Source organism: Pseudomonas thivervalensis (genome assembly GCF_001269655.1).
Classification (GTDB): domain Bacteria; phylum Pseudomonadota; class Gammaproteobacteria; order Pseudomonadales; family Pseudomonadaceae; genus Aquipseudomonas; species Aquipseudomonas thivervalensis.
Genome location: NZ_LHVE01000012.1, coordinates 156856 through 178099, shown reverse-complemented (window position 1 = coordinate 178099; position 21244 = coordinate 156856). Strand labels below are relative to the sequence as shown.

The 21244-nt window shown below is 60.4% G+C and carries 23 protein-coding genes; 16 read left to right on the top strand and 7 right to left on the bottom strand.

All coding sequences use genetic code 11. The features are described from left to right. Window positions 1–34: 34 nt before the first annotated feature. Entirely contained in the window at window positions 35–745 is a 711-nt protein-coding gene (locus tag AD659_RS17135; RefSeq protein ID WP_053123396.1) for an AzlC family ABC transporter permease, read from the top strand. Next, window positions 742–1050 carry an AzlD family protein gene (locus AD659_RS17130; protein WP_053123394.1) on the top strand — a complete coding sequence of 103 codons (309 nt, stop codon included), beginning with the start codon at window positions 742–744 and terminating at the stop codon, window positions 1048–1050. The genes AD659_RS17135 and AD659_RS17130 overlap by 4 nt, the downstream gene beginning before the upstream one ends. A gap of 53 nt (window positions 1051–1103) precedes the next feature. Here the strand turns inward: AD659_RS17130 and AD659_RS17125 are convergent, their stop codons facing one another. Both AD659_RS17125 and AD659_RS17120 read right to left on the bottom strand, forming a co-directional pair. Beyond that, window positions 1104–1310: a hypothetical protein gene (locus tag AD659_RS17125; RefSeq protein ID WP_053123392.1), complete on the bottom strand. Its 207-nt coding sequence runs from the start codon at window positions 1308–1310 to the stop codon at window positions 1104–1106. A gap of 233 nt (window positions 1311–1543) precedes the next feature. Further along, on the bottom strand, window positions 1544–2755 hold the full coding sequence (locus AD659_RS17120; RefSeq protein WP_053123390.1) for an MFS transporter: 1212 nt from the start codon (window positions 2753–2755) through the stop codon (window positions 1544–1546). Between the two features lie 128 nt (window positions 2756–2883). Between AD659_RS17120 and AD659_RS17115 the strand changes: the two genes are divergently transcribed. After that, a complete protein-coding gene (locus AD659_RS17115; protein ID WP_053123389.1) occupies window positions 2884–3420 on the top strand; it encodes an anti-virulence regulator CigR family protein in 537 nt (178 codons plus the stop codon). Window positions 3421–3580: 160 nt separating this feature from the next. Here AD659_RS17115 and AD659_RS17110 read toward each other — a convergent pair whose 3' ends face one another. Next, the gene (locus tag AD659_RS17110; RefSeq protein ID WP_053123388.1) at window positions 3581–5425 is read right to left on the bottom strand and encodes a sigma-54-dependent Fis family transcriptional regulator; all 1845 of its coding nucleotides are present in this window, start codon (window positions 5423–5425) and stop codon (window positions 3581–3583) included. Window positions 5426–5729: 304 nt separating this feature from the next. Between AD659_RS17110 and AD659_RS17105 the strand changes: the two genes are divergently transcribed. The 6 genes from AD659_RS17105 to AD659_RS17080 are packed head-to-tail and all read left to right on the top strand — an operon-like array spanning window position 5730 to window position 11675. Beyond that, window positions 5730–6824: an ABC transporter ATP-binding protein gene (locus AD659_RS17105; protein ID WP_053123386.1), complete on the top strand. Its 1095-nt coding sequence runs from the start codon at window positions 5730–5732 to the stop codon at window positions 6822–6824. After that, on the top strand, window positions 6824–7933 hold the full coding sequence (locus tag AD659_RS17100) for an ABC transporter ATP-binding protein (protein ID WP_053123384.1): 1110 nt from the start codon (window positions 6824–6826) through the stop codon (window positions 7931–7933). Before AD659_RS17105 ends, AD659_RS17100 begins: the two co-directional genes overlap by 1 nt. Then, window positions 7930–8796 carry a carbohydrate ABC transporter permease gene (locus tag AD659_RS17095; protein WP_030142069.1) on the top strand — a complete coding sequence of 289 codons (867 nt, stop codon included), beginning with the start codon at window positions 7930–7932 and terminating at the stop codon, window positions 8794–8796. Before AD659_RS17100 ends, AD659_RS17095 begins: the two co-directional genes overlap by 4 nt. A gap of 10 nt (window positions 8797–8806) precedes the next feature. Beyond that, complete coding sequence (locus tag AD659_RS17090; protein WP_030142070.1) at window positions 8807–9607, top strand: carbohydrate ABC transporter permease; 801 nt, start codon at window positions 8807–8809, stop codon at window positions 9605–9607. 10 nt (window positions 9608–9617) lie between these two features. Continuing rightward, on the top strand, window positions 9618–9890 hold the full coding sequence (locus AD659_RS17085) for a DUF2160 domain-containing protein (RefSeq protein WP_053123382.1): 273 nt from the start codon (window positions 9618–9620) through the stop codon (window positions 9888–9890). 42 nt (window positions 9891–9932) lie between these two features. Continuing rightward, complete coding sequence (locus AD659_RS17080) at window positions 9933–11675, top strand: ABC transporter substrate-binding protein (RefSeq protein ID WP_053123380.1); 1743 nt, start codon at window positions 9933–9935, stop codon at window positions 11673–11675. A gap of 505 nt (window positions 11676–12180) precedes the next feature. On the opposite strand, the gene AD659_RS17075 is transcribed toward AD659_RS17080, so the two are convergent. From AD659_RS17075 to AD659_RS17065, 3 genes are read right to left on the bottom strand one after another with little or no spacing between them, the layout of a single operon-like run. Next, window positions 12181–13362 carry an acetyl-CoA C-acetyltransferase gene (locus AD659_RS17075; RefSeq protein WP_053123378.1) on the bottom strand — a complete coding sequence of 394 codons (1182 nt, stop codon included), beginning with the start codon at window positions 13360–13362 and terminating at the stop codon, window positions 12181–12183. A gap of 11 nt (window positions 13363–13373) precedes the next feature. Beyond that, complete coding sequence (locus AD659_RS17070; RefSeq protein WP_003180355.1) at window positions 13374–14039, bottom strand: CoA transferase subunit B; 666 nt, start codon at window positions 14037–14039, stop codon at window positions 13374–13376. Window positions 14040–14074: 35 nt separating this feature from the next. Next, complete coding sequence (locus AD659_RS17065) at window positions 14075–14773, bottom strand: CoA transferase subunit A (protein WP_003180356.1); 699 nt, start codon at window positions 14771–14773, stop codon at window positions 14075–14077. A gap of 236 nt (window positions 14774–15009) precedes the next feature. On the opposite strand from AD659_RS17065, the gene AD659_RS17060 reads away from it, so the two are divergent. Next, window positions 15010–15900, top strand: coding sequence for a LysR family transcriptional regulator (locus AD659_RS17060; RefSeq protein WP_053123375.1), 891 nt, complete (start codon window positions 15010–15012; stop codon window positions 15898–15900). Window positions 15901–15935: 35 nt separating this feature from the next. On the opposite strand, the gene AD659_RS17055 is transcribed toward AD659_RS17060, so the two are convergent. Next, entirely contained in the window at window positions 15936–16775 is an 840-nt protein-coding gene (locus AD659_RS17055; RefSeq protein WP_053123373.1) for an NAD-dependent protein deacetylase, read from the bottom strand. A gap of 182 nt (window positions 16776–16957) precedes the next feature. On the opposite strand from AD659_RS17055, the gene AD659_RS17050 reads away from it, so the two are divergent. The 6 genes from AD659_RS17050 to AD659_RS17025 all read left to right on the top strand — a co-directional run bounded on the left by AD659_RS17050 (window position 16958) and on the right by AD659_RS17025 (window position 21105). Next, window positions 16958–17467 (top strand): ferritin-like domain-containing protein, encoded by a 510-nt coding sequence (locus AD659_RS17050; protein ID WP_053123371.1) that lies wholly within the window; start codon window positions 16958–16960, stop codon window positions 17465–17467. Between the two features lie 61 nt (window positions 17468–17528). Then, complete coding sequence (locus tag AD659_RS17045; protein WP_053123369.1) at window positions 17529–17792, top strand: hypothetical protein; 264 nt, start codon at window positions 17529–17531, stop codon at window positions 17790–17792. 25 nt (window positions 17793–17817) lie between these two features. Next, on the top strand, window positions 17818–18066 hold the full coding sequence (locus AD659_RS17040) for a metallothionein (protein WP_053123367.1): 249 nt from the start codon (window positions 17818–17820) through the stop codon (window positions 18064–18066). Window positions 18067–18590: 524 nt separating this feature from the next. Next, window positions 18591–18968, top strand: a complete 378-nt coding sequence (locus AD659_RS17035) for a con-10 family general stress protein (protein ID WP_053123365.1) — start codon at window positions 18591–18593, stop codon at window positions 18966–18968. A gap of 250 nt (window positions 18969–19218) precedes the next feature. After that, window positions 19219–20100, top strand: coding sequence for a manganese catalase family protein (locus tag AD659_RS17030; RefSeq protein WP_053123363.1), 882 nt, complete (start codon window positions 19219–19221; stop codon window positions 20098–20100). A 75-nt stretch (window positions 20101–20175) separates the two neighbouring features. After that, the gene (locus AD659_RS17025; RefSeq protein WP_053123361.1) at window positions 20176–21105 is read left to right on the top strand and encodes a ZIP family metal transporter; all 930 of its coding nucleotides are present in this window, start codon (window positions 20176–20178) and stop codon (window positions 21103–21105) included. The last annotated feature ends 139 nt before the right edge of the window (window positions 21106–21244 follow it).

Sequence of the window (21244 nt, the reverse complement as noted above, 5' to 3'; positions counted from 1 at the left end):
TTTTACGTCGCGAATATTTAGAAGAGGCCATGTCTTGTCGAACGTTGAACCCCACTTGCACGAGCTAAAGCTGAAGCAGATTTACGATGGTTTCAAGCAACTGATTCCCATCTCTCTTTTTGTCGTCGTGTTCGGCGTTGCTTTCGGCCTGGCCGCTGCGCAAACGGGCTTGAGTGGTACGTCAGCCGTGCTTATGAGCACGCTGGTTTTTGCCGGTGCTTCTCAATTTGCCGCGCTGGATCTGTGGGGACAGCAAGTGCCGGTCGTTCCGCTGATGATCACTGTCTTCGCCATCAACGCCCGGCACTTGTTGATGGGCGCGACGCTTTACCCATGGCTGCGGGAGCTATCCGTTGCCAAACGCTACGGTGTGATGCTGGTTGTGTCGGACGCCAACTGGGCCATGGCGATGCAGGCGTTCAGTCGGGGCAAGCCGGGGCTGGGGATTTTATTCGGCGGCGGCATTGCACTCTGGGTCACCTGGATCCTGGGCAGTTGGCTGGGGCTTCATTTTGGCAGCGCCATCGAGAATCCGGTCAGTTTCGGGCTCGATATGGTGATGGGTTGTTTCTTGTTGGCGATGGTCGCGGGCGGAAAAAAGAACCTGCGCATGTTCATCATCTGGACGGTGGCTGCCTGCTCATCGCTGTTGGCCTATTGGTATTTGCCGGCTAACAGTCATGTCGTGGTGGGGGCTTTGGCGGGAGGCGTTCTGGGCGCACTGTGGATGGAGAAACAACAATGAACATCGAAACGGCGGATTATGGCACCTCGCTGGTCATCTTGATAATGGCCGCGGTGACATTGGCAACTCGGTGGGGCGGTATTTTCGTGATGTCGTTCGTGCCGATCAATTATCGGGTGCAGCAGTTCATCACGGCCATGTCGGGTTCGGTGTTGGTGGCGGTGCTGGCTCCGCTGGCCGTTAAAGGTGATAACGGCGCGCGATGGGCTCTGCTGATCACGGCAATCGTCATGTTGATCCTTAAAAAACCGCTGCCGGCGATTGCGGCCGGGATACTTGCAGCGGCTTTAGCCAGACAATTCTGAACGGCCGAGTCGCCCGCTTATAGACGGGCGACGGAGCCTCATCAACGCCCAGGTCAAAAACTCAGCGCCGCCGCTTCCCCGAACAAGTGATCCTGTACACCTGTCATGAAGTGCAGCGACATTTCCTGTGGCGCCTCGATGGGTGGAATTTCAAAACTCCCCACCACCTGACCCTGAAGCGCACTCAGCCGCATCGACTCTTCTTCCTTTAACTTTGCCATTCTCGCGTGGTTCGCTGCGATTTCGTTGAGAGTTGACACGGTACATCTCCGTTTGCTGACCAAGCATTGATTAATTTGCCGCCGCGTCAGAATTACGTCGTTCTTGGCTGCTGAGACAGGCCAGTGCAAACCCTGAGCCAGACGTGGCCGCCCGTTAGTCCCGACATCTAACAGGTGACGAATGGCGGTTCAGAGGTGCATCGACGCCGGCAACGTTACAACCATGCCTCAACAATAAGTCACTGATAATACAAACCGACACCCCGGTGAGTTCAGTCGGTATCGGCACTGTAGATGTTTGAGCGGTGTATCGAATGTCTGACCACCACGACCACCGCGGCGCCGATCAGGCTGGTGACCACCGCCAGCAGCAGAATCACCTCCTGCGTTCCAATCGGCGCGGCCAGCACCGCGACCAGCAAGCCCGCGAGCGGTTGCGACAGGTTGTTGAGCAGCGTAATGACGCCGACGGTCTTGCCGAAGTCCTGAGGCGGAATGACTTGTTGGCGCAGGGTGCGGAAGTAGACGTTGAACATTTTGTCGAAACCGACGATCAGCAGGAAACCGACGACGTAGCCCCAAATGTTCGGGCTGAGGGCGGTGCTGAAGGCGCCGATGGCAATCAGCGTGTAGGAGAGGGCACCGAGGAGTTTCAAGGGCAAGGTCACTCGGGCCAGGAAGAACAGGATGACGATGGTGGTCACCGCTCCGGCCGCCTGCAACCCGGCGTAGTCATCCTTGCCGGCGCCGTACTGGCCGATGACCATGGCCGCTGAGGTGGCGAGGGTGACGCCGATGATCAGGTTGACGCCCACCGCCAGGCTAATGATCTTTTTCAACTCCGCCAGGTCGCGAATGTGGCCGAAGGCAACGCGCAGTGGGTTCAGCCAGAGGTCGTGATGTTGCTCGAAGGTTTCCAGGATGACCGAGCTGGTGCGCTGCCAGTACCCCATGGCCAGGTCCGCCAGCAGGAACAGCCCCGCGATTGCCAGCACCGCCCAGTGCCATGCCCATACCTCAAGCAGCAGCGCAGCGATCAGCGGGCCCAGCACCAGGCCGGTCTGGTCGGCGATTTGCGAGTAGGACAGGGTCTTGGTGTAGGTGTAGTGCTGGAAGATGTAAGGCATCACCACTTCGCGGGCCATGATGCCCTGGGTGGTCAACACGCCGCAAAGGGCCGAGAGTGCGACGATCCAATAGATGCCGCCGAAGACGCCATACAGCACGACCGCCACGCCGCAGGCCACGGCGCGATAGACCTGGCTGATGTGCAGGATGCGAATCGGCGGGAACTTGTCGCACAACGCGCCGCAGATCGGGAACGCCAGGTAGCGCGGCAAGGATTCGGCGAAGAAGGCCAGGCCCGCCCAGGCGACGCTGTTGGTGGTCTGGAAAACGATCAGCGGGACGATGAACAGTAAAATCTGGTCGGCCAACCGGGAGAGGAACATCGAGGCGAAAAATGCCAGGTAATCCTTGCGCATGAAACTCCTTGATTGCTGTGTTCTGGTGTATCCGGTCCAGGCAAGCGACGCGCAGCGTGATATGGAACTAATATCACCGTTAGTCTCTATATCTTTACAGGGGGCATCCCCTTTTTGAGAGAACTGCCATGTTCAAATCGCGCTCGTTGATTGCTGCTGTTACCTGTTTCGCCCTGGCGGCGGGCCCTGGCATTGTTGTCGCGGACCCGGGAAACGGCAAGGGAAACGCTCAATTCGATCAAGGTCCCGGTCAAGGGCAGGGAGGCAAGGGCGGGCAGGGCAACAAGGGGGGGCAAGGAAATCCCGGTAACAAGGGTGGCCAGGGCAATCAGGGCGGCAAGGGCAATCAAGGTGGCAAGGGATACCAAAGTGGCGGCGGCGATTGGCACAACGGCCCGAGCATCGACCGCGGTGGGATCCTGGGTGTGATTGGCGGTTATCGCGATTATTGGAGCCCCGGCCCGGCACTGCCGCCAGGCATCCAGAAAAACCTGGCCCGAGGTAAACCGCTGCCACCCGGCATCGCCAAGAAGCTCGACGGCCGGTTGCTGGGGCGGTTGCCGCACTATGACGGTTATGAGTGGCAACAGGTCGGCACGGACTTGATCCTGGTGGCGATCGCCACCGGCATCATCTATGAAGTACTCAATGGTGCGTTCGACTGACCGGGTGCTTCGACTAGATGGCAGCCTCTTCGGAGTGATGCCCGTCCCTGAAACGAACCTCCTGTGGGAGCGAGCTTGCTCGCGAAGGCGTTGTGTCAGTCACTTCATCATCGGCTGAACTGACGCTATCGCGAGCAAGCTCGCTCCCACAGGTTTTGTGTCAGCTTTCAAGTTGTCGCAGGCGTTTGTACAAGGTGTTGCGGCTGACCCCCAGCCGCCGCGCCAGGTGCGAAATGTTGCCGCCCACGGCTTGCAGTTGGCGGTTCAAGTCCTCGGCATCGTTCAGGTCCACCGCCAGCGGTTCGGGTGTCTCCACCGGTTCCATTTCCAGGTCGACAAAAAAATCATCGGGCAGGTGCTCAGGGCGGATCGGCTGTTCCTCGGCCATCGCCAGGGCCACTTGCAGCACGCTGCTGACCTGCCGCAGATTGCCCGGCCACGGATGGCGTTCGAACAGATCCAATACCTCACGGCTCAGGCCGGCCCATTGGGTCGGTTCGCGGTGGTGTTCCCACAGGCGTTTGAACAGAGCCTGCTTGTCGCTGCGTTCGCGCAGGGGCGGCAGTTCCAGGGTCAGGCCGCCGATGCGGTAGTACAAGTCTTCGCGAAACCGCCCCAGTTGCACCTGTTCGCGCAGCGAACGGTTGGTGGCGGAGATGATGCGGATGTCCACCGGGAACAGCTCGGCGCTGCCCACCGGTTGTACGCAACGTTCCTGCAAGACCCGCAGCAGCCGGGCCTGGGTCGGCAGGGGCATGTCGCCAATCTCGTCGAGGAACAGCGTGCCGCGGTCGGCCTTGCGGATCAGGCCGATGCTGCCCTTTTGATTGGCGCCGGTGAAGGCGCCTTTTTCATATCCGAACAGTTCCGACTCCACCAACTCGGCGGGAATCGCCGCGCAATTGACCGCGATGAACGGCTGCTTGCAGCGCGAACTGGCCTGGTGCAGGGCTTTGACGAACACTTCCTTGCCGACACCGGTCTCGCCATGGATCAGCAGTGGAATGTCCTTTTCCAGCAAGCGCTCGGCCTGGCGCACGGCTTTCTCCACGCGGCTGTCACCGAAGTGCAGGGTGTTGAGGCTGATAGCGTTGCTGGCGGGGGCCGGTGCAGGCGTGGCCTCGGTGAAGATGCGCGCCCTGATCGACACCTGGCTCGGGCGCCTGAGCAAACACTGGAAGCGATTGCTGCCGGATGCTTGCAGGGCGAATGGCAGGCCGTCGGGTTGGTTCAGCAATTCCATCAGCGAAACCTTGAACAGGCTTTCGATACTGACCCGTGACAGGCTCAGGCCCAGCAGGTTATCGGCCCGTCGATTGGCGGACAGCACCTGGCCGCTCTCGTCGAAGATCAGCAGTCCGGCCCACTGGCTGTCGAGGTTGTTCAAGCCTGTGTTGAAGGTCAGTTGGAAGTGTTCACCGCGAAACAGATTGAGGATCAGCCGGTTCTCCACGGTCTGGCTCATCATCTTGACCATGCCCAGGGTGTGGGATGGCGGCAGGTAGCTGTCGCTGGAGACGTCCAGCACGGCAATGACCTTGCGCTCGGCATCGAAGATCGGCGCGGCGGAGCCGGTCATGAAGCGGTTGGCCTTGAGGAAGTGTTCATCGTGCTCGATGTGCACCGCCTGCTCGCAGGCCAGCGCGGTGCCGATGGCGTTGGTGCCAGTGCAGCGCTCCATCCAGCTCGCCCCGGCGCTGAAGCCATGGGCCAGTTTCGGCTCGATGAAGCGCTGGGTGCCCCAGGAGGTCAGCACTTGGCCCTGGTTGTCGGCGAGCATGATCAGGCAGTTGGAATTGCTGAGGATGTTCTCGTAATAGGGCAAGACCTCCTGGTGGGTGGTCTGCACCAACGAATGCTGGCTCTCCAGCAACTGGGCGATGCCTTGGGCGGGCAATTGATCGAAGGCCGGCACGCTCTGATGGTTCAGGCCGAAGGCGCGGCAACGGGACCAGGAAGCCTGGATGATGGCCTCGTGGGACAAGGCAGGAGCAGGTGCGGCCATGGGGCACTCTCGCAGGAGCTGTTTTTATTGTTGTGGCAAGTCTCGCACAGACTCCTTGTGCTGGGGCAGATCCAGGCACTACTTAATATGCGCAGGCTCCATTCATTGTTGTTCAAAATTGTTCATTGTCAACCCACTCGTTGCTCAGTTGTTCATTCCTGATTGTTCACTTGTGTTCATCAACGAACGTCTTTTTTTTGCGAGTCAACGTAAATATAAACAAAATCAATTGGTTGTGAATTCTGGCACGGCTTTCGCTTTTGCATTCGGGTCGCTTGACTCCAAATAATAAAAAGGCCGAGCCATGTCATTAAAGCTTGAGCACATCTGTCGCACCGTCGAAGGCCAGACCTGGATCGACGATGCCAATCTGAGTTTCGAACCCGGATCCTTCAACGTCCTGCTGGGCCGCACGCTGTCCGGCAAGACCAGCCTCATGCGCTTGATGGCCGGGCTGGACAAACCCGACAGCGGTCGCATCCTGATGAACGGCGTCGACGTCACCAACCGTCCGGTGCGGTTGCGCAACGTGTCGATGGTTTACCAGCAGTTCATCAACTACCCGACCATGACCGTTTTCGAAAACATCGCCTCGCCGTTGCGCCAGGCCGGTGTGTCCGAAGAAGTCATCCAGGGCAAGGTCCTGGAAACCGCAAAAATGTTGCGGATCGAGAAGTTCCTCAAGCGCCATCCACTGGAATTGTCCGGCGGTCAGCAGCAACGCACGGCCATGGCTCGGGCGTTGGTCAAGGACGCCGAGCTGATCCTGTTCGACGAGCCCTTGGTGAACCTGGACTACAAACTGCGCGAAGAGCTGCGCCAGGAAATGCGCGAGCTGTTCCAGGCCCGCCACACCATCGCCGTCTACGCCACCACCGAGCCTAACGAGGCGCTGGCCTTGGGCGGCACCACCACGATCCTGCACGAGGGCCGGGTGATTCAGAGTGGCAAGTCATCTTCGGTCTATCACCAGCCGCAAACCGTCCTGGCCGCCGAATTGTTTTCCGAACCACCGATCAACCTCATGCCGGGGCGTATCGCCGGCAACGAAGTCAGCTTCGCCAATTTCGTCCACTTCCCGTTGAACGTCGACCTGCGCCCGGTGGGCGAGGGTGAGTTCCGTTTCGGCGTGCGCCCCAGCCATATTTCCCTGGTGCCGAGCAACGATGACGACCTGGAACTGGCGGTGACCGTCGAGGTGGCCGAGATCAGCGGCTCGGAGACGTTCCTGCACGTGCGCAACGAACATTTCCTGCTGGTGCTGCACTTGCCAGGGGTGCATGAGTACGACGTGGATGCGCCGATCCGCATCTACATTCCGACCCATAAACTGTTTGTCTTCGATGCCCAAGGCAAGCTGGTCCAGGCCCCGGGCCTGCGTATTGCGAGGGTTGCCTGATGGCTGAAATTCGTTTGCAGAACCTCGCCCACAGCTACACCAGCACCCCGGCGGGACCCGAGGATTACGCGATCCGCGAGATGAACCACATCTGGGAGCAGGGCGGCGCCTATGCGCTGCTCGGGCCTTCGGGCTGCGGCAAGTCCACGTTGCTCAACATCATCTCCGGCTTGCTCAGTCCTTCCGAAGGGCAGGTAATGTTCGACAGCAAAGTCGTCAACGACCTGACCCCGGAGCGCCGCAACATCGCCCAGGTGTTCCAGTTCCCGGTGGTGTACGACACCATGACGGTGTTCGACAACCTGGCGTTCCCGCTGCGCAACCAGGGCATGGCCGAAGCGCGAATCCACACCAAGGTGCAGGAAATCGCCGAGGTTCTCGACCTGCAGAACCTGCTGGGCAAGAAGGCCCGCAACCTCACCGCCGATGAAAAGCAGAAAGTCTCCATGGGCCGTGGGCTGGTGCGCGACGATGTGTCGGCGATCCTGTTCGACGAGCCGCTGACGGTGATCGACCCGCACCTGAAATGGAAACTGCGGCGCAAGCTCAAGCAGATCCACGAGCAGTTCAACATCACCATGGTCTACGTCACCCACGACCAGTTGGAAGCCTCGACCTTCGCTGACAAGATCGCGGTGATGTACGGCGGCCAGATCGTGCAATTCGGCACCCCTCGGGATTTGTTCGAGCGCCCGAGCCACACCTTTGTCGGCTACTTCATCGGCAGCCCGGGAATGAACCTGATCGAGGTCACGGCGCAGCCCGGTGGCGTCGGCTTCGCCTCGACCCACTTACCGCTGTCGGAAACCTTGCAACAGCGTGTCGCCGAAGCCGAAGGCAAAAGCCTGAAGGTGGGTATCCGCCCCGAGTTCGTGCATGTCTGGGACGGCCCGTACGACGACGCGATGCGGGCTGACGTGGTGCATGTCGAAGACCTGGGCACCTACAAGATCCTGACCCTCAGCCTCGATGGCGCACCGCTGAAGGTCCGCCTGGCCGAAGACAAGCCCGTACCGGAAGGCACGGCGTACATCAGTTTCCCGGCCCAATGGCTGATGGTCTATGCCGATGAGTATTTGCTGGAACCGTTGAGCGAGGTGCAGCCATGAACAAGGTGCAGAACAACAAGGCCTGGTGGCTGGTGTTGCCGGTGTTCCTGCTGGTGGCCTTCAGTGCCGTGATCCCGATGATGACCGTGGTCAACTATTCGGTGCAGGACATCTTCGACCAGTCCAGCCGCTACTTCGTCGGCGCCGATTGGTACAAGCAGGTGCTGCTCGATCCACGGCTGCACGATTCGCTGCTGCGCCAGTTCATCTACTCGGCGTGTGTGCTGCTGATTGAAATTCCCCTGGGCATCGCCATCGCCCTGACCATGCCGACCAAGGGCAAATGGTCGTCCCTGGTGCTGATCATCCTGGCGATTCCGCTGCTGATTCCCTGGAACGTGGTGGGCACCATCTGGCAGATCTTCGGCCGCGCCGACATCGGTTTGCTGGGCTCGACCCTCAACGGCCTGGGCATCAACTACAACTACGCGGCCAACACCATGGACGCTTGGGTCACCGTGTTGGTAATGGACGTCTGGCACTGGACGTCGTTGGTGGCGCTGCTGTGCTATTCGGGGCTGCGAGCGATTCCCGACGTGTACTACCAGGCCGCGCGGATCGACCGGGCGTCGAACTGGGCCGTGTTCCGCCACATCCAGTTGCCGAAGATGAAGAGCGTGCTGCTGATCGCCGTGATGCTGCGCTTCATGGACAGCTTCATGATCTACACCGAGCCGTTCGTGCTCACCGGCGGCGGGCCGGGCAACGCCACCACGTTCCTCAGCCAGACCCTGACGCAGATGGCCATCGGCCAATTCGACCTGGGCCCGGCAGCGGCGTTTTCCCTGGTGTATTTCCTGATCATTCTGTTGGTGTCCTGGCTGTTCTACACCGCCATGACGCACTCCGACGCCAACCGTTGAGGCCCGCACCATGAGCAAGAGAAAGCTGATTCCGCTGTTGATTTACATCCTGTTCCTGCTGGTGCCCATCTACTGGCTGCTGAACATGTCGTTCAAGAGCAACACCGAGATCCTCGGCGGCCTGACCCTGTGGCCGCACGATTTCACCTTCCACAACTACAAGGTGATCTTCACCGATCCGAGCTGGTACACCGGTTACCTCAACTCGCTGTACTACGTGAGTCTGAACACGGTGATTTCCCTGGCGGTCGCGCTGCCGGCAGCCTATGCGTTTTCCCGCTATCGGTTCCTGGGGGACAAGCACCTGTTCTTCTGGCTGCTGACCAACCGCATGGCACCACCGGCGGTGTTCCTGTTGCCGTTCTTCCAGCTGTATTCGTCGATTGGGTTGTTCGACACGCATATCGCCGTCGCCCTGGCCCACTGTCTGTTCAACGTGCCGCTGGCGGTGTGGATCCTCGAGGGCTTCATGTCCGGGGTGCCGAAAGAAATTGACGAGACCGCCTACATTGACGGCTACAGTTTCCCCAAGTTCTTCGCCAAGATCTTCATTCCATTGATCGGTTCAGGCATCGGTGTCACGGCATTTTTCTGCTTCATGTTTTCCTGGGTCGAACTGTTGCTGGCCCGCACGCTCACCTCGGTGAATGCCAAGCCGATCGCGGCGGTCATGACCCGTACGGTATCGGCGTCGGGTATTGACTGGGGGGTGCTGGCGGCGGCGGGGGTGTTGACCATCCTGCCGGGCATGCTGGTGATCTGGTTCGTTCGCAACCACGTGGCCAAGGGCTTCGCCCTGGGCCGGGTCTGAGGAGTCGATGATGGAATGGATGAATTGGACCGGCCCGACGGCGGCTTTTTTTGGGGTCATCGCCTTGCTGCTGGCAGGCATGACCACGTGGGAACTGCGTTCGCCGAGCATCCCTCGGCGTGGTTTCCTGCCGATTGCCACCACCCGTGGCGATCGGTTGTTTATCGGTCTTCTCGGTAGCGCCTACCTGCACTTGCTGGTGATCGGCGCCACCGACTGGAGCATCTGGATAGCGTTCGCGTTGTCCTGGGTGTGGCTGTTGGCAGTGATGCGGTGGGGCTAGTCGGTTCGCGATCAGGCTCTTAAACCCAAACAGGAGGTCTCTATGTTCGATAAAAACAATAAGCTGCGACATAGCGTTTCATTGGCAGCCATGCTGGCACTCAGCGGGCTGAGCGCTACGGCCTGGGCCGACGCCTATGAAGACGCCGCTAAAAAATGGATCGGCAGTGAATTCAAGCCGTCGACCCTGACAGCCGAGCAGCAGCTCGAAGAACTGAAGTGGTTCATCAAGGCCGCCCAGCCGTTTCGCGGGATGAAAATCAACGTGGTGTCGGAAACCATCGCCACCCACGAATATGAATCCAAGGTGCTGGCCAAGGCCTTTACCGAAATCACCGGGATCCAGCTGACCCACGACCTGCTGCAGGAAGGCGACGTGGTGGAGAAGCTGCAAACCCAGATGCAATCGGACAAGAATATCTATGACGGCTGGGTCAACGACTCGGACCTGATCGGCACACACTTCCGCTACGGCAAGACTGAATCGATCACCGACCTGATGGCCAACGAAGGCAAGGATTTCACCTCGCCGACCCTGGACATCAAGGACTTCATCGGCATTTCCTTCACCACCGCGCCGGACGGCAAGATCTATCAACTGCCCGACCAGCAATTCGCCAACCTGTACTGGTTCCGCGCCGACTGGTTCGAGCGTGCGGACCTGAAGGCCAAGTTCAAGGAGAAATACGGCTACGAGCTGGGCGTGCCGGTGAACTGGTCAGCCTATGAAGACATCGCCAAGTTCTTCTCCGAAGACGTCAAGGAGATCGACGGCAAGCGTGTCTACGGGCACATGGACTACGGCAAGAAAGACCCGTCCCTGGGCTGGCGCTTCACCGATGCCTGGTTCTCCATGGCCGGTGGCGGCGACAAGGGCCTGCCCAACGGCTTGCCGGTGGACGAGTGGGGCATTCGCGTCGAAGATTGCCATCCGGTCGGTTCCAGCGTGACCCGTGGTGGCGACACCAACGGCCCGGCTGCCGTGTTCGCCACCACCAAATACGTGGACTGGATGAAGAAGTACGCGCCACCGGAAGCGGCGGGCATGACCTTCTCCGAATCCGGTCCGGTACCGTCCCAGGGCAACATCGCTCAGCAGATCTTCTGGTACACCGCGTTTACCGCCGACATGACCAAGCCGGGCCTGCCGGTGATGAACGCCGACGGCACGCCGAAATGGCGCATGGCACCTTCGCCGCGCGGTCCGTATTGGGAAGAGGGCATGAAGCTGGGGTATCAGGACGTGGGTTCCTGGACGTTCATGAAGTCCACGCCTGAGAAACAGAAACTCGCGGCCTGGCTCTATGCGCAGTTCGTGACGTCCAAGACGGTATCGCTGAAGAAGACCATCGTTGGCCTGACGCCGATTCGTGAGTCGGACATCAACTCCCAGGCGCTGACCGACCTGGCGCCGAAGCTCGGTGGCCTGGTGGAGTTCTACCGCAGCCCGGCCCGCGTGCAATGGACCCCGACCGGGACCAACGTGCCGGACTACCCACGCCTGGCGCAACTGTGGTGGAGCCACATCGCCGAAGCGGCCAGTGGCGAGAAAACCCCACAGCAGGCCCTCGACGGCTTGGCCAAGGATCAGGACGCGATCATGACGCGCCTGGAACGCTCCAAGGCCCAAGCCACCTGCGCACCTAAGATGAACCCTGAGCGCGACGCGCAATACTGGTTCGACCAGCCGGGCGCACCGAAGCCGAAACTGGCGAACGAGAAACCTAAAGGCGAAACCGTGAGCTACACCGAGCTGTTGAAATCATGGGAGGCGGCCCGCAAGTAAGCCCCTGCTGTGAGCATGAAAACGGCACCGAAAGGTGCCGTTTTTTTTCGCCTGCGCTTACCGCAACAGACAGACATACCGCCATCGCGAGCAAGCTCGGCTCCCACAGGAGGTGGTGGCGCACATAGATATTGCGTACACCCCAATGTGGCTTACTAAAAAACGAGGAACCTGTGGCGAGGGAGCTTGCTCCCGATTGAGTGCGAAGCGCTCACAAAAAGGGGGCTGCTACGCAGCCCAGCGGGAGCAAGCTCCCTCGCCACAATGATTCAGACAGGCCTTGGATTCAGGCAAGCCTTTAGATTCATACAGGCCTTGGATTCAGACAATCCTTAAGTGAGCAGCATACCTGTGGGAGCGAGCTTGCTCGCGATGAGGCCGGCAAGCCATCCACATAAACCAGCAGGCAAAAAAAAACCGGCGCAACCTAAGTCGCGCCGGGGGTGGTGCCAGTGGCTGCGCGGATATTCGTGGGTCCGCACAACCACCGTTGAACCCGCGTCGGTTACGCCCGTTCCAGCGCCAGGGCGACGCCTTGGCCGCCGCCGATGCACAGGGTCGCGAGGCCTTTCTTGGCGTCGCGCTTGATCATTTCATGCAGCAGCGACACCAGGACCCGGCAACCCGAGGCGCCGATAGGGTGGCCCAGGGCGATGGCGCCGCCGTTGACGTTGACCTTCTCCAGGTCCCACTTCAGTTCCCGGGCCACGGCCAGCGACTGGGCAGCGAAGGCTTCATTGGCTTCGATCAGGTCCAGTTGCTCCAGCGACCAGCCGGCCTTGTCCAGGCAGCGACGGGTGGCCGAGACCGGGCCAATGCCCATGATGGCCGGGTCGACGCCGGCATTGGCGTAGGCACTGATTTTCGCCAGCACCGGCAGGCCCAGGGCCTTGGCTTTTTCCGCGCTCATCAGGATCACCGCGGCGGCGCCATCGTTGAGCGAGGACGCGTTGCCCGCCGTAACGCTGCCGTCCTTCTTGAAGGCAGGCTTGAGCTTGCCCAGGGATTCGGCGGTGGTGCCGGCGCGCGGTTGTTCATCCGTGGCGAACGCCACGGGATCGCCTTTGCGCTGGGGAATCAGGATCGGCGTGATCTCATCGGCGAACCGCCCGCCCTCGATGGCGGCGACGGCCTTCTGCTGGGACGCGGCGGCGAAGGCGTCCTGTTCCTCGCGGCTGATGCCGTACTTGTCCACCAGGTTCTCGGCGGTGATGCCCATGTGGTAATCGTTGAAGGCATCCCACAAACCGTCGGTGATCATGCTGTCGATCATCTTCGCATGGCCCATGCGCAGGCCGGTGCGGGCGGCCGGCAGCACATAGGGGGCCAGGCTCATGTTTTCCATGCCGCCGGCGATGATGACCTCGGCGTCGCCACAGCGGATCGCCTGGGCGCCCAGGTGCAGCGCCTTGAGGCCCGAGCCGCAGACCTTGTTCAGGGTCAGCGCCGGCACCGCGTGGGGCAGGCCGGCGAGGATCGACGCCTGGCGCGCCGGGTTCTGTCCGGAACCCGCGGTCAGCACCTGGCCAAGAATCACTTCATCAACCTGTTCGCCGGACAAACCGGTCTGCTCCAGCAGGCGGCGAATCACCGCGGCACCGAGTTCCGGTGCGGGAATGGCAGCCAGCGAACCCTGGAAGCTGCCGATGGCGGTACGGGTAGCGGCGACAATCACGACTTCTTGCATCGAATCTCTCCTCACTGGGCAGCGAACTGCATTTCAGGCACGTGGTCCGGCACGATCAGCTTGCCGGCGGTCTTGGCGACGATTTCCTCGACGCTGACGCCCGGGGCACGTTCCTTGAGAATAAAGGCGCCGTCCTGGATTTCCAGGTAGGCCAGGTCGGTCAGCACACGCTTGATGCAACCGGCGCCGGTCAGCGGCAGGCTGCAACGGGGCAGCAGTTTCGACTCGCCGTCCTTGGACGCATGGGTCATCGTGACAATGATGTTCTCGGCGCCGGCCACCAGGTCCATCGCGCCACCCATGCCCTTGACCAGCTTGCCGGGGATCATCCACGAGGCGATGTTGCCTTCGACATCCACCTCGAACGCGCCGAGCACGGTCAGGTCGATGTGGCCGCCACGGATCATGGCAAACGATTCGGCGGAAGAGAAGATCGAGGCGCCAATGCGCGCGGTGACCGTCTGCTTGCCGGCGTTGATCATGTCGGCGTCGACTTCCGCTTCGGTGGGAAACGCGCCCATGCCGAGCAGGCCGTTTTCCGATTGCAGCATGACTTCCATGCCTTCGGGAATGTAGTTGGCGACCAGGGTCGGAATGCCGATGCCGAGGTTCACGTAGTAGCCGTCCTGCATTTCGCGGGCGACGCGTTGAGCCATTTGTTCGCGGGAAAGTGCCATGGTGTTATTCCTTCATTCGGGCCGGGGGCAGGGGATCACTTGCGCACGGTGCGCTGTTCGATGCGTTTTTCGAACGTGCCGCAAATGACCCGGTCGACGTAGATGCCAGGGGTGTGGATCTGCGTCGGGTCCAGCTCGCCGGGTTCGACGATTTCTTCGACTTCCACCACGGTGATCTTGCCGGCCGTGGCGGCCAGCGGGTTGAAGTTCTGGGCGGTGTGGCGATAGACCACGTTGCCGAAATGGTCGGCCTTCCAGCCTTTGACGATGGCGAAGTCGCCGGTGATGGATTCTTCCATCAGGTACTGGCGGCCATGGAACTCACGCACTTCCTTGCCTTCGGCCACGGGCGTGCCGACGCCGGTGGCGGTGAAGAATGCCGGGATGCCTGCGCCACCGGCGCGCATTTTTTCGGCGAGGGTGCCTTGGGGGGTGAGCACGACTTCGATTTCACCGCTCAGCAGTTGCTTCTCGAAGAGGGCATTTTCGCCCACATAGGAGGCGACCACCTTGCGAATCTGCCGGTCTTCCAGCAGCACGCCGAGGCCGAAACCGTCGACGCCGCAGTTGTTGGAGACCACGGTGAGGTCGCGGATGCCCTTGCGCTTGATCTCGGCGATCAGGTTTTCCGGGATACCGCACAGCCCGAAGCCGCCGGCGATGACGGTCATGCCGTCCTTCAAGCCTTCCAGCGCTTCCTCATACGAGCTCACGCGTTTGTCGAAACCTGCCATAGACACCTCTTTTATTCTTGATGGAGTCGCAATGGAATGCAGTGTTGCGCCAAGTCATATATTTGTTAAGTTGATTTTTAGGTTTGATTAATTGATAAAGCTCAATAATTGACTCCTCTGTAGGAGCTGTCGAGTGCAACGAGGCTGCGATCTTTCCAAAGACGCTTGAGTCTCAAGCGAAAGATCAAAAGATCGCAGCCTTCGGCAGCTCCTACGCAACCGGACACCAAACGCCCATGACCCTCAAGCAAATCCGCGCCTTTCTCGCGGTGGCCCAGAGCCTGAGCTTCGCCGTGGCCGGCGAGCGGCTGCACCTGTCCCAGTCGGCCCTTAGCCTGACCATCAAGGCCCTGGAAGAAGGCCTCGGTGGCCGCCTGTTCAGCCGCAATACCCGGAACGTGGCGCTGACCCCCGAAGGCGAATCCTTGCTGCCATTGGCCCGCCGGCTGGTGGCCGACTGGGACAACGCCGAGGACGAAATGCGCCAGCGTTTCACCTTGCAGCGCGGTCGCGTGACGCTGGCAGCGATGCCGTCGTTTGCCGGCAACCTGTTGCCGCCAATCCTCAAGACCTTCCGCGCCCGCTATCCGAATGTCAACGTCACGGTCAACGACGTGATCAATGAACAGGTGCTGGAAATGGTCCGTGACCGTCATGTCGAACTGGGTGTGGCGTTCGAGCCGATGCAGGGTTCGTCATTGGCGTTCACCCCCTTGTATCTCGATCGCTTCGTCGCGGTGGTGCCGTTGGATTCGCCCTTGGCCCAGCTCGGCGAAATCGGTTGGCAGGCGTTGCTGGAGCAACCGTTCATCACCCTGCAACGACCCTCCACCGTGCGGGTCATGCTGGAAGAGCATCTGCAGGCCCGTGGCATGAGACTGCCCGTGGAGTTCGAGAGCCACCAGTTGGCGACCGTCGGACGGATGGTTGCCAGCGGCCTGGGCGTGAGTGCCGTGCCGGCGCTGTGCGTCGGGCAGATGCATGAGCTGGGCGCCCGCTGCATCACCTTGAGCGACCCGGTGATCGAACGGGCTATCGGTGTGCTGACCAAGCCGGGGCATGAGCTGTCGGCGGCGGCGCAGGCGTTGTTCGATACGCTGAGGGATCAGGATCTGGCCGTACGCTAACCACCCATCCCCCCTGTGGGAGAGTGGTGGTGTGGCTATAGCGGGTGTTGTGCCAGCAGTGGCAACAGCTGTTCACACGGCTCTTCCAGCTTGAGGTCCAGCAACTCATCGGCCCGGGTCTTGCCTCGGTTGATCGCCAGCAGCGGCTTGCCCTGGTCCTTGATGGCCCGGCACAGGCGAAACGCCGAATACGCCATCAGCGACGAGCCCACCACCAGCAGGCCGTCCGCTTGCTCGACGGCTTGAAGGGCGCGAGTCGCGGTGAGGGGGGCGACGTTCTCGCCGAAAAATACCACGTCGGGCTTCAATCGCTCGCCGTCGCAGTGGGGGCAACGGGGCACCTGGAAGCGCGCCTCGAACGCCGGATCCAGCAAGGTGTCGCCATCGGGTGCCTGCACCGCATCGACACCGGCCAGGTAAGGGTTTTCAGCTTCCATCAATTGTTGAATCCGCTGTCGCTCGCTGCGCTGGCCGCAATCCAGGCACAGCACGCGGTGCAGGCTGCCGTGCAATTCGATGACATCCTGGCTGCCCGCCTGGTCATGCAGGGTATCGACATTCTGGGTAATCAGGCCGCTGATGCCTTGCCGCGCCTGCAACTCGGCCAAGGCTTCATGAGCTGCGTTCGGCCTGGCCTGTCGCACCCGTGGCCAGCCCAGCATTGCCCTGGCCCAATAGCGCCGTCGTGCCTCGGCCTGGGCGAGGAATTCCTGGTACATCATCGGTTGCCGACCCCGCCGCACCCCGTCGCTGTCGCGGTAATCGGGGATGCCCGAAGGGGTGCTGATGCCGGCACCGGTGAGCACCAGGAAACGGCGCCCGGCCATGTGCGCCAGCAACTGATCGATGGGTTCTTGGTGAAAGTCTTCGGGCATGGGAGGTGTCTGCGCTGGCCTTGGACCGTTGAGATTAGCACTCGGCTCGAGCCGACGCCTTTCGTCGCCCTGGGGGCGGGTTTGTTCAAACTTTCCCCAGTGCCGCGATATCCACTTTTATGTGCGGTACTTCAGAACCGTCGCGCTGCGCTGCAGTAGCGACCACGGCTAAGGAGAAGGAAATGGCAACCCCTAAAGAGAACCTGCTGGACTGGCTCAACGATGCCCATGCCATGGAACAGCAAGCGGAAAAAATGCTCAAGGCCCAGGCCGAACGCCTTGAGCATTACCCAGTGCTCAAGACCCGGATCGAACAGCATCTGGAGGAAACACTCGGCCAGCAGAAGCTGGTGGAACAATGCATCCGGCGCCTGGGCGGTAGCCCGTCGATGCTCAAGGACATGGCCGGCAAGCTGATGGCCTTCGGTCAAGCGATGGGCGGGATGGCAATGAGCGACGAAGTGGTCAAGGGCGCCATGAGCGGCTATGTCTTCGAAAACCTCGAAATCGCGTCTTACACCGTCTTGATCGAGGCGGCGAAAGTGGCCGGTGATGTGGAGACACAACAGGCCTGCGAACAGATCCTGCCACAGGAAATCGCCATGGCTGATTGGTTGCGCGACCACTTGCCGCAGATTACCGCAGCGTTCCTGGAGCGTTCGGCCAACCCACATACCGAAGCCAAGCGCTGAGGTGACCTGTGAGGCGCGGCCCAGTCGCGCCAAACCTGCCGTCAAAAGAAAGAGGACCGGTATGACCCAGACCACCGGTGAGGTAAGAGTCATCAATCGACAGAGTGCCAGGGTGGGCGTCTACGTGTCGGAAGAGGAGGGCCACACAGTGCTTGAACTGGGCCCCGCCAATGACGTGGACATCGGCGATGTCATGGGATGGGACAGCGCAACGGCTCTTGGCACGCAGATTTATCGCAACCTGACCAAAGGTTGGGCCGACGAAGTGTATGTAGCGAAGCACGGCGTCGCGGCGGCCAACCTGGAGGTTCAATTGGGATCCTGATGACCCCGGACCCAGGAGGAGGAACATGAGCGAACTGCGATGTGGCTGCCCCGGCTGCCATTGCGAGGTAGATCCCGAGCGGGTGTTCAATCATGACGGCGAGGCCTATTGCAGCCAGGCCTGCGCGGAACAACACCCTGATGGCGAGCCGTGTCCGGCGGCGGATTGTCATTGCGAACGCAGTGGCAAGGTCGGCGAGAGGGACATTACCAATAACCAACTGGATGAAGCGCTGGAAGAAACCTTCCCAGCCAGCGACCCGATTTCACCCTGAGCATTCTTGAATCCGGGTATCGGCGACAGGGTACCCGGACACCGCAAGCCGGTCAGTGCGGTGGTGCAAGACAACACCGGCAGCCCGCGAGTTTTGGCTTCCTGGAACGGCGCGAGGCCAGGGTGACGAGACCGGTGCATTGGGGTGCCGGCGCTACCCGGCCTTTGGCGGACGGCGTGGAAAGACACGCACTGTTTTTAATGTTGAAGCGGCGTAATTGTGGGAGCGAGCTTGCTCGCGATGGCGTCGGATCAGCCTGCATTGATATGACTGAAACACCGTCATCGCCAGCAAGCTCGCTCCCACAGGTTTTTTCGCTGGGCGAAGTTCCAGTATTTAACGCTGTTAATCAATCGCCGCCTTTTTAATAGGCTGGCGCAATAAATGCCGGGCAGTGGGATATAAATAAAGCTGTTGACCGTTCGTCGCCGTCTGCAGCTCTTTTTTAAAACCTTGGCGGCGTTAAATTTTCCGAATAAGACGAGCCAACAGGTTCGTTGACATCAACTAACGAGGTGAATGAAATGGCTAACACAGGTAATAACAACCCTGGCAATTTCGCTAACGATCGTGAGAAAGCTTCGGAAGCCGGCAAGAAAGGCGGCCAGGCGTCGGGCGGCAATTTTGCCAACGATCCAGAGCGTGCAGCGGAGGCTGGTCGCAAGGGGGGGCATGTATCGGGCGGCAACTTTGCCAACGACCCGGAACGCGCCGCAGAGGCCGGCCGCAAAGGCGGGCAAGCCTCGGGTGGTAATTTTGCCAACGACCCTGAGCGGGCTTCGGAAGCCGGCCGCAAAGGTGGCCAGGCGTCGGGTGGCAACTTTGCCAACGATCGGGAGAAGGCCTCCGAAGCTGGCCGTAAAGGCGGTGAAAACAGCCACGGTGGCGGTCGTAAATCGTAATGTCCCGTGGTCTCGCAGGTCCCGTGCCGTTGGCATGGGACCTGTTCCGGCCTTGATATTGAAAGTCATACCCGGCTTCGCTGCGGTATTGACGATTGAATAAATAAGCAAGTATGCCTGAGTTGCAATTAACCACTCGTCTTCTGTCTTGAATAAAAACTAAATTTTATTCGTTTAACTTCTTCAGATTTTCATGGGCCTGCCGTCGGCAGCGTGCTCATGAAGTGTGTCCTGAACGAGGAGTTCAATCATGTTTCTACATAACAAACGACTGCAATACACCGTGCGTGTCGCTGAGCCTAATCCTGGTCTCGCCAACCTGCTGCTGGAGCAGTTCGGCGGGGCCCAGGGGGAGTTGGCGGCGGCGTCACGTTATTTCACCCAAGCCTTGTCCGAGGACGATCCAGGCCGCAAGGATTTGCTGATGGACATCGCCACCGAAGAGCTCAGCCATCTGGAAGTAATCGGCTCGATCATCGTGATGTTGAACAAGGGCGCCAAGGGCAAGATGGCCGAAGGGGTGGAAAAAGAGGGCCAACTGTACCGCGACATCAACGGTGCCGGTAACGACTCTCACATCACCAGCCTCCTGTACGGTGCCGGGTCGCCATTGACCAACTCCGCCGGGGTGCCGTGGACTGCCGCTTATGTAGACACGATCGGCGAGCCGACGGCGGACATGCGTTCCAACATCGCCGCCGAAGCCCGGGCCAAAATTGTCTATGAGCGATTGATGAATGTCACTGACGACCCGGGGGTAAAGGAAGCGCTGGGCTTTTTGATGACCCGTGAAATCGCGCATCAGTTGTCGTTCGAAAAAGCCTTGCATGCCATCCAGCCCAACTTCCCACAAGGTAAATTACCCGGCATGCCGGAGTTCACCAATGTGTACTTCAACATGTCCCAAGGTGAACCTACCGTGCGTGGCCCATGGAACCAGGGCGACGATTGGGAGTTCGTCGAAAACCCAACGCCTGCGGTCGACGGTGGCGATGGCCTGGCCAGTGTGCAATTGAGCGAAAAAGATGAAGCACTGTTGATGGACATGAAGGCACGGACGATGTCCAACCCTGAAAGCAACCCCACCACAGGCGCCGACTTGGGTTCGGGGATGCAAGGTGACAAACTGTAAAGAAATGGCGAGGGAGGCGACTCCCTCGCCTGTTATTCCGAGCCACGCCACGGCCAAGACCCGTAAGGACATTCGATGGACCAGCCCACCTCCCGGATTCGATCGCCCTGGCGCACCTGGCTGAACCCCGTGCAAGAGAATCTGCTGCTGGGTCTGACGTTCTGGCTCGGGCTGGCGTTGGTGGCCGCGTTGTTGCTCTACAGTGGCTACAACGCCTTGGTGGGCGCCAATCGTCAAAACCTCGGTTACGCGGTGTTGGGCGGTACATCGGGTTTTGCCGCCACCGCCCTGGGGGCGTTGATGGCGGTGGTGCTGCGGGATATCTCCTCGCGTACCCAGGACATCATGTTGGGGTTTGCCGCCGGCATGATGCTCGCCGCCAGTTCCTTCTCGTTGATCCTGCCGGGCATCGAAGCGGCACAGATTATCTGTGGCAACCAGTTGCTCGCCGCGGTTGTCGTCGTGATCGGCTTGGGCCTGGGCGTCGCCCTGATGATCGGCCTGGACCGCTTCGTGCCACACGAACACGAGCTCAGCGGCCGGCGTGGTCCCCAGGCCGAGCGTATCAATCGCGTCTGGTTGTTCGTGCTTGCCATCACCTTGCACAACTTGCCGGAAGGCATGGCCATCGGCGTCAGTTTTGCCGACGGCGATTTCAAGGTCGGTTTGCCCCTGACCACCGCCATTGCCATCCAGGACATCCCCGAGGGCCTGGCCATTGCCATGGCGCTGCGCGTCACTGGCATCAGCACTTTGCGTGCCGCGCTCATCGCGGTCGGTTCGGGGCTGATGGAGCCCCTGGGGTCGGTGATCGGCCTGGGCATGTCGTCGGGCGTGGCCGTCGCGTACCCCATCAGCCTGGGGCTGGCGGCGGGGGCGATGATCTTCGTGGTCTCCCACGAGGTGATCCCCGAGACCCATCGCAACGGTCATGAAACCCCGGCCACCCTCGGCTTGATGATGGGGTTTGCGGTGATGATGTTTCTCGACACGGCGTTGGGTTGAGGGACTCCCCGATACCCTCTGTCAACGTTTCGGCAAATTTCTGGAACATCCGAAATTTTCCCTGGGTCAGTGTTGATGACAGGTGAAGCCGCCTCTGCGGCTTCACCCCATCAACCTTTCGAGGCTCGCCAAGCGGCGT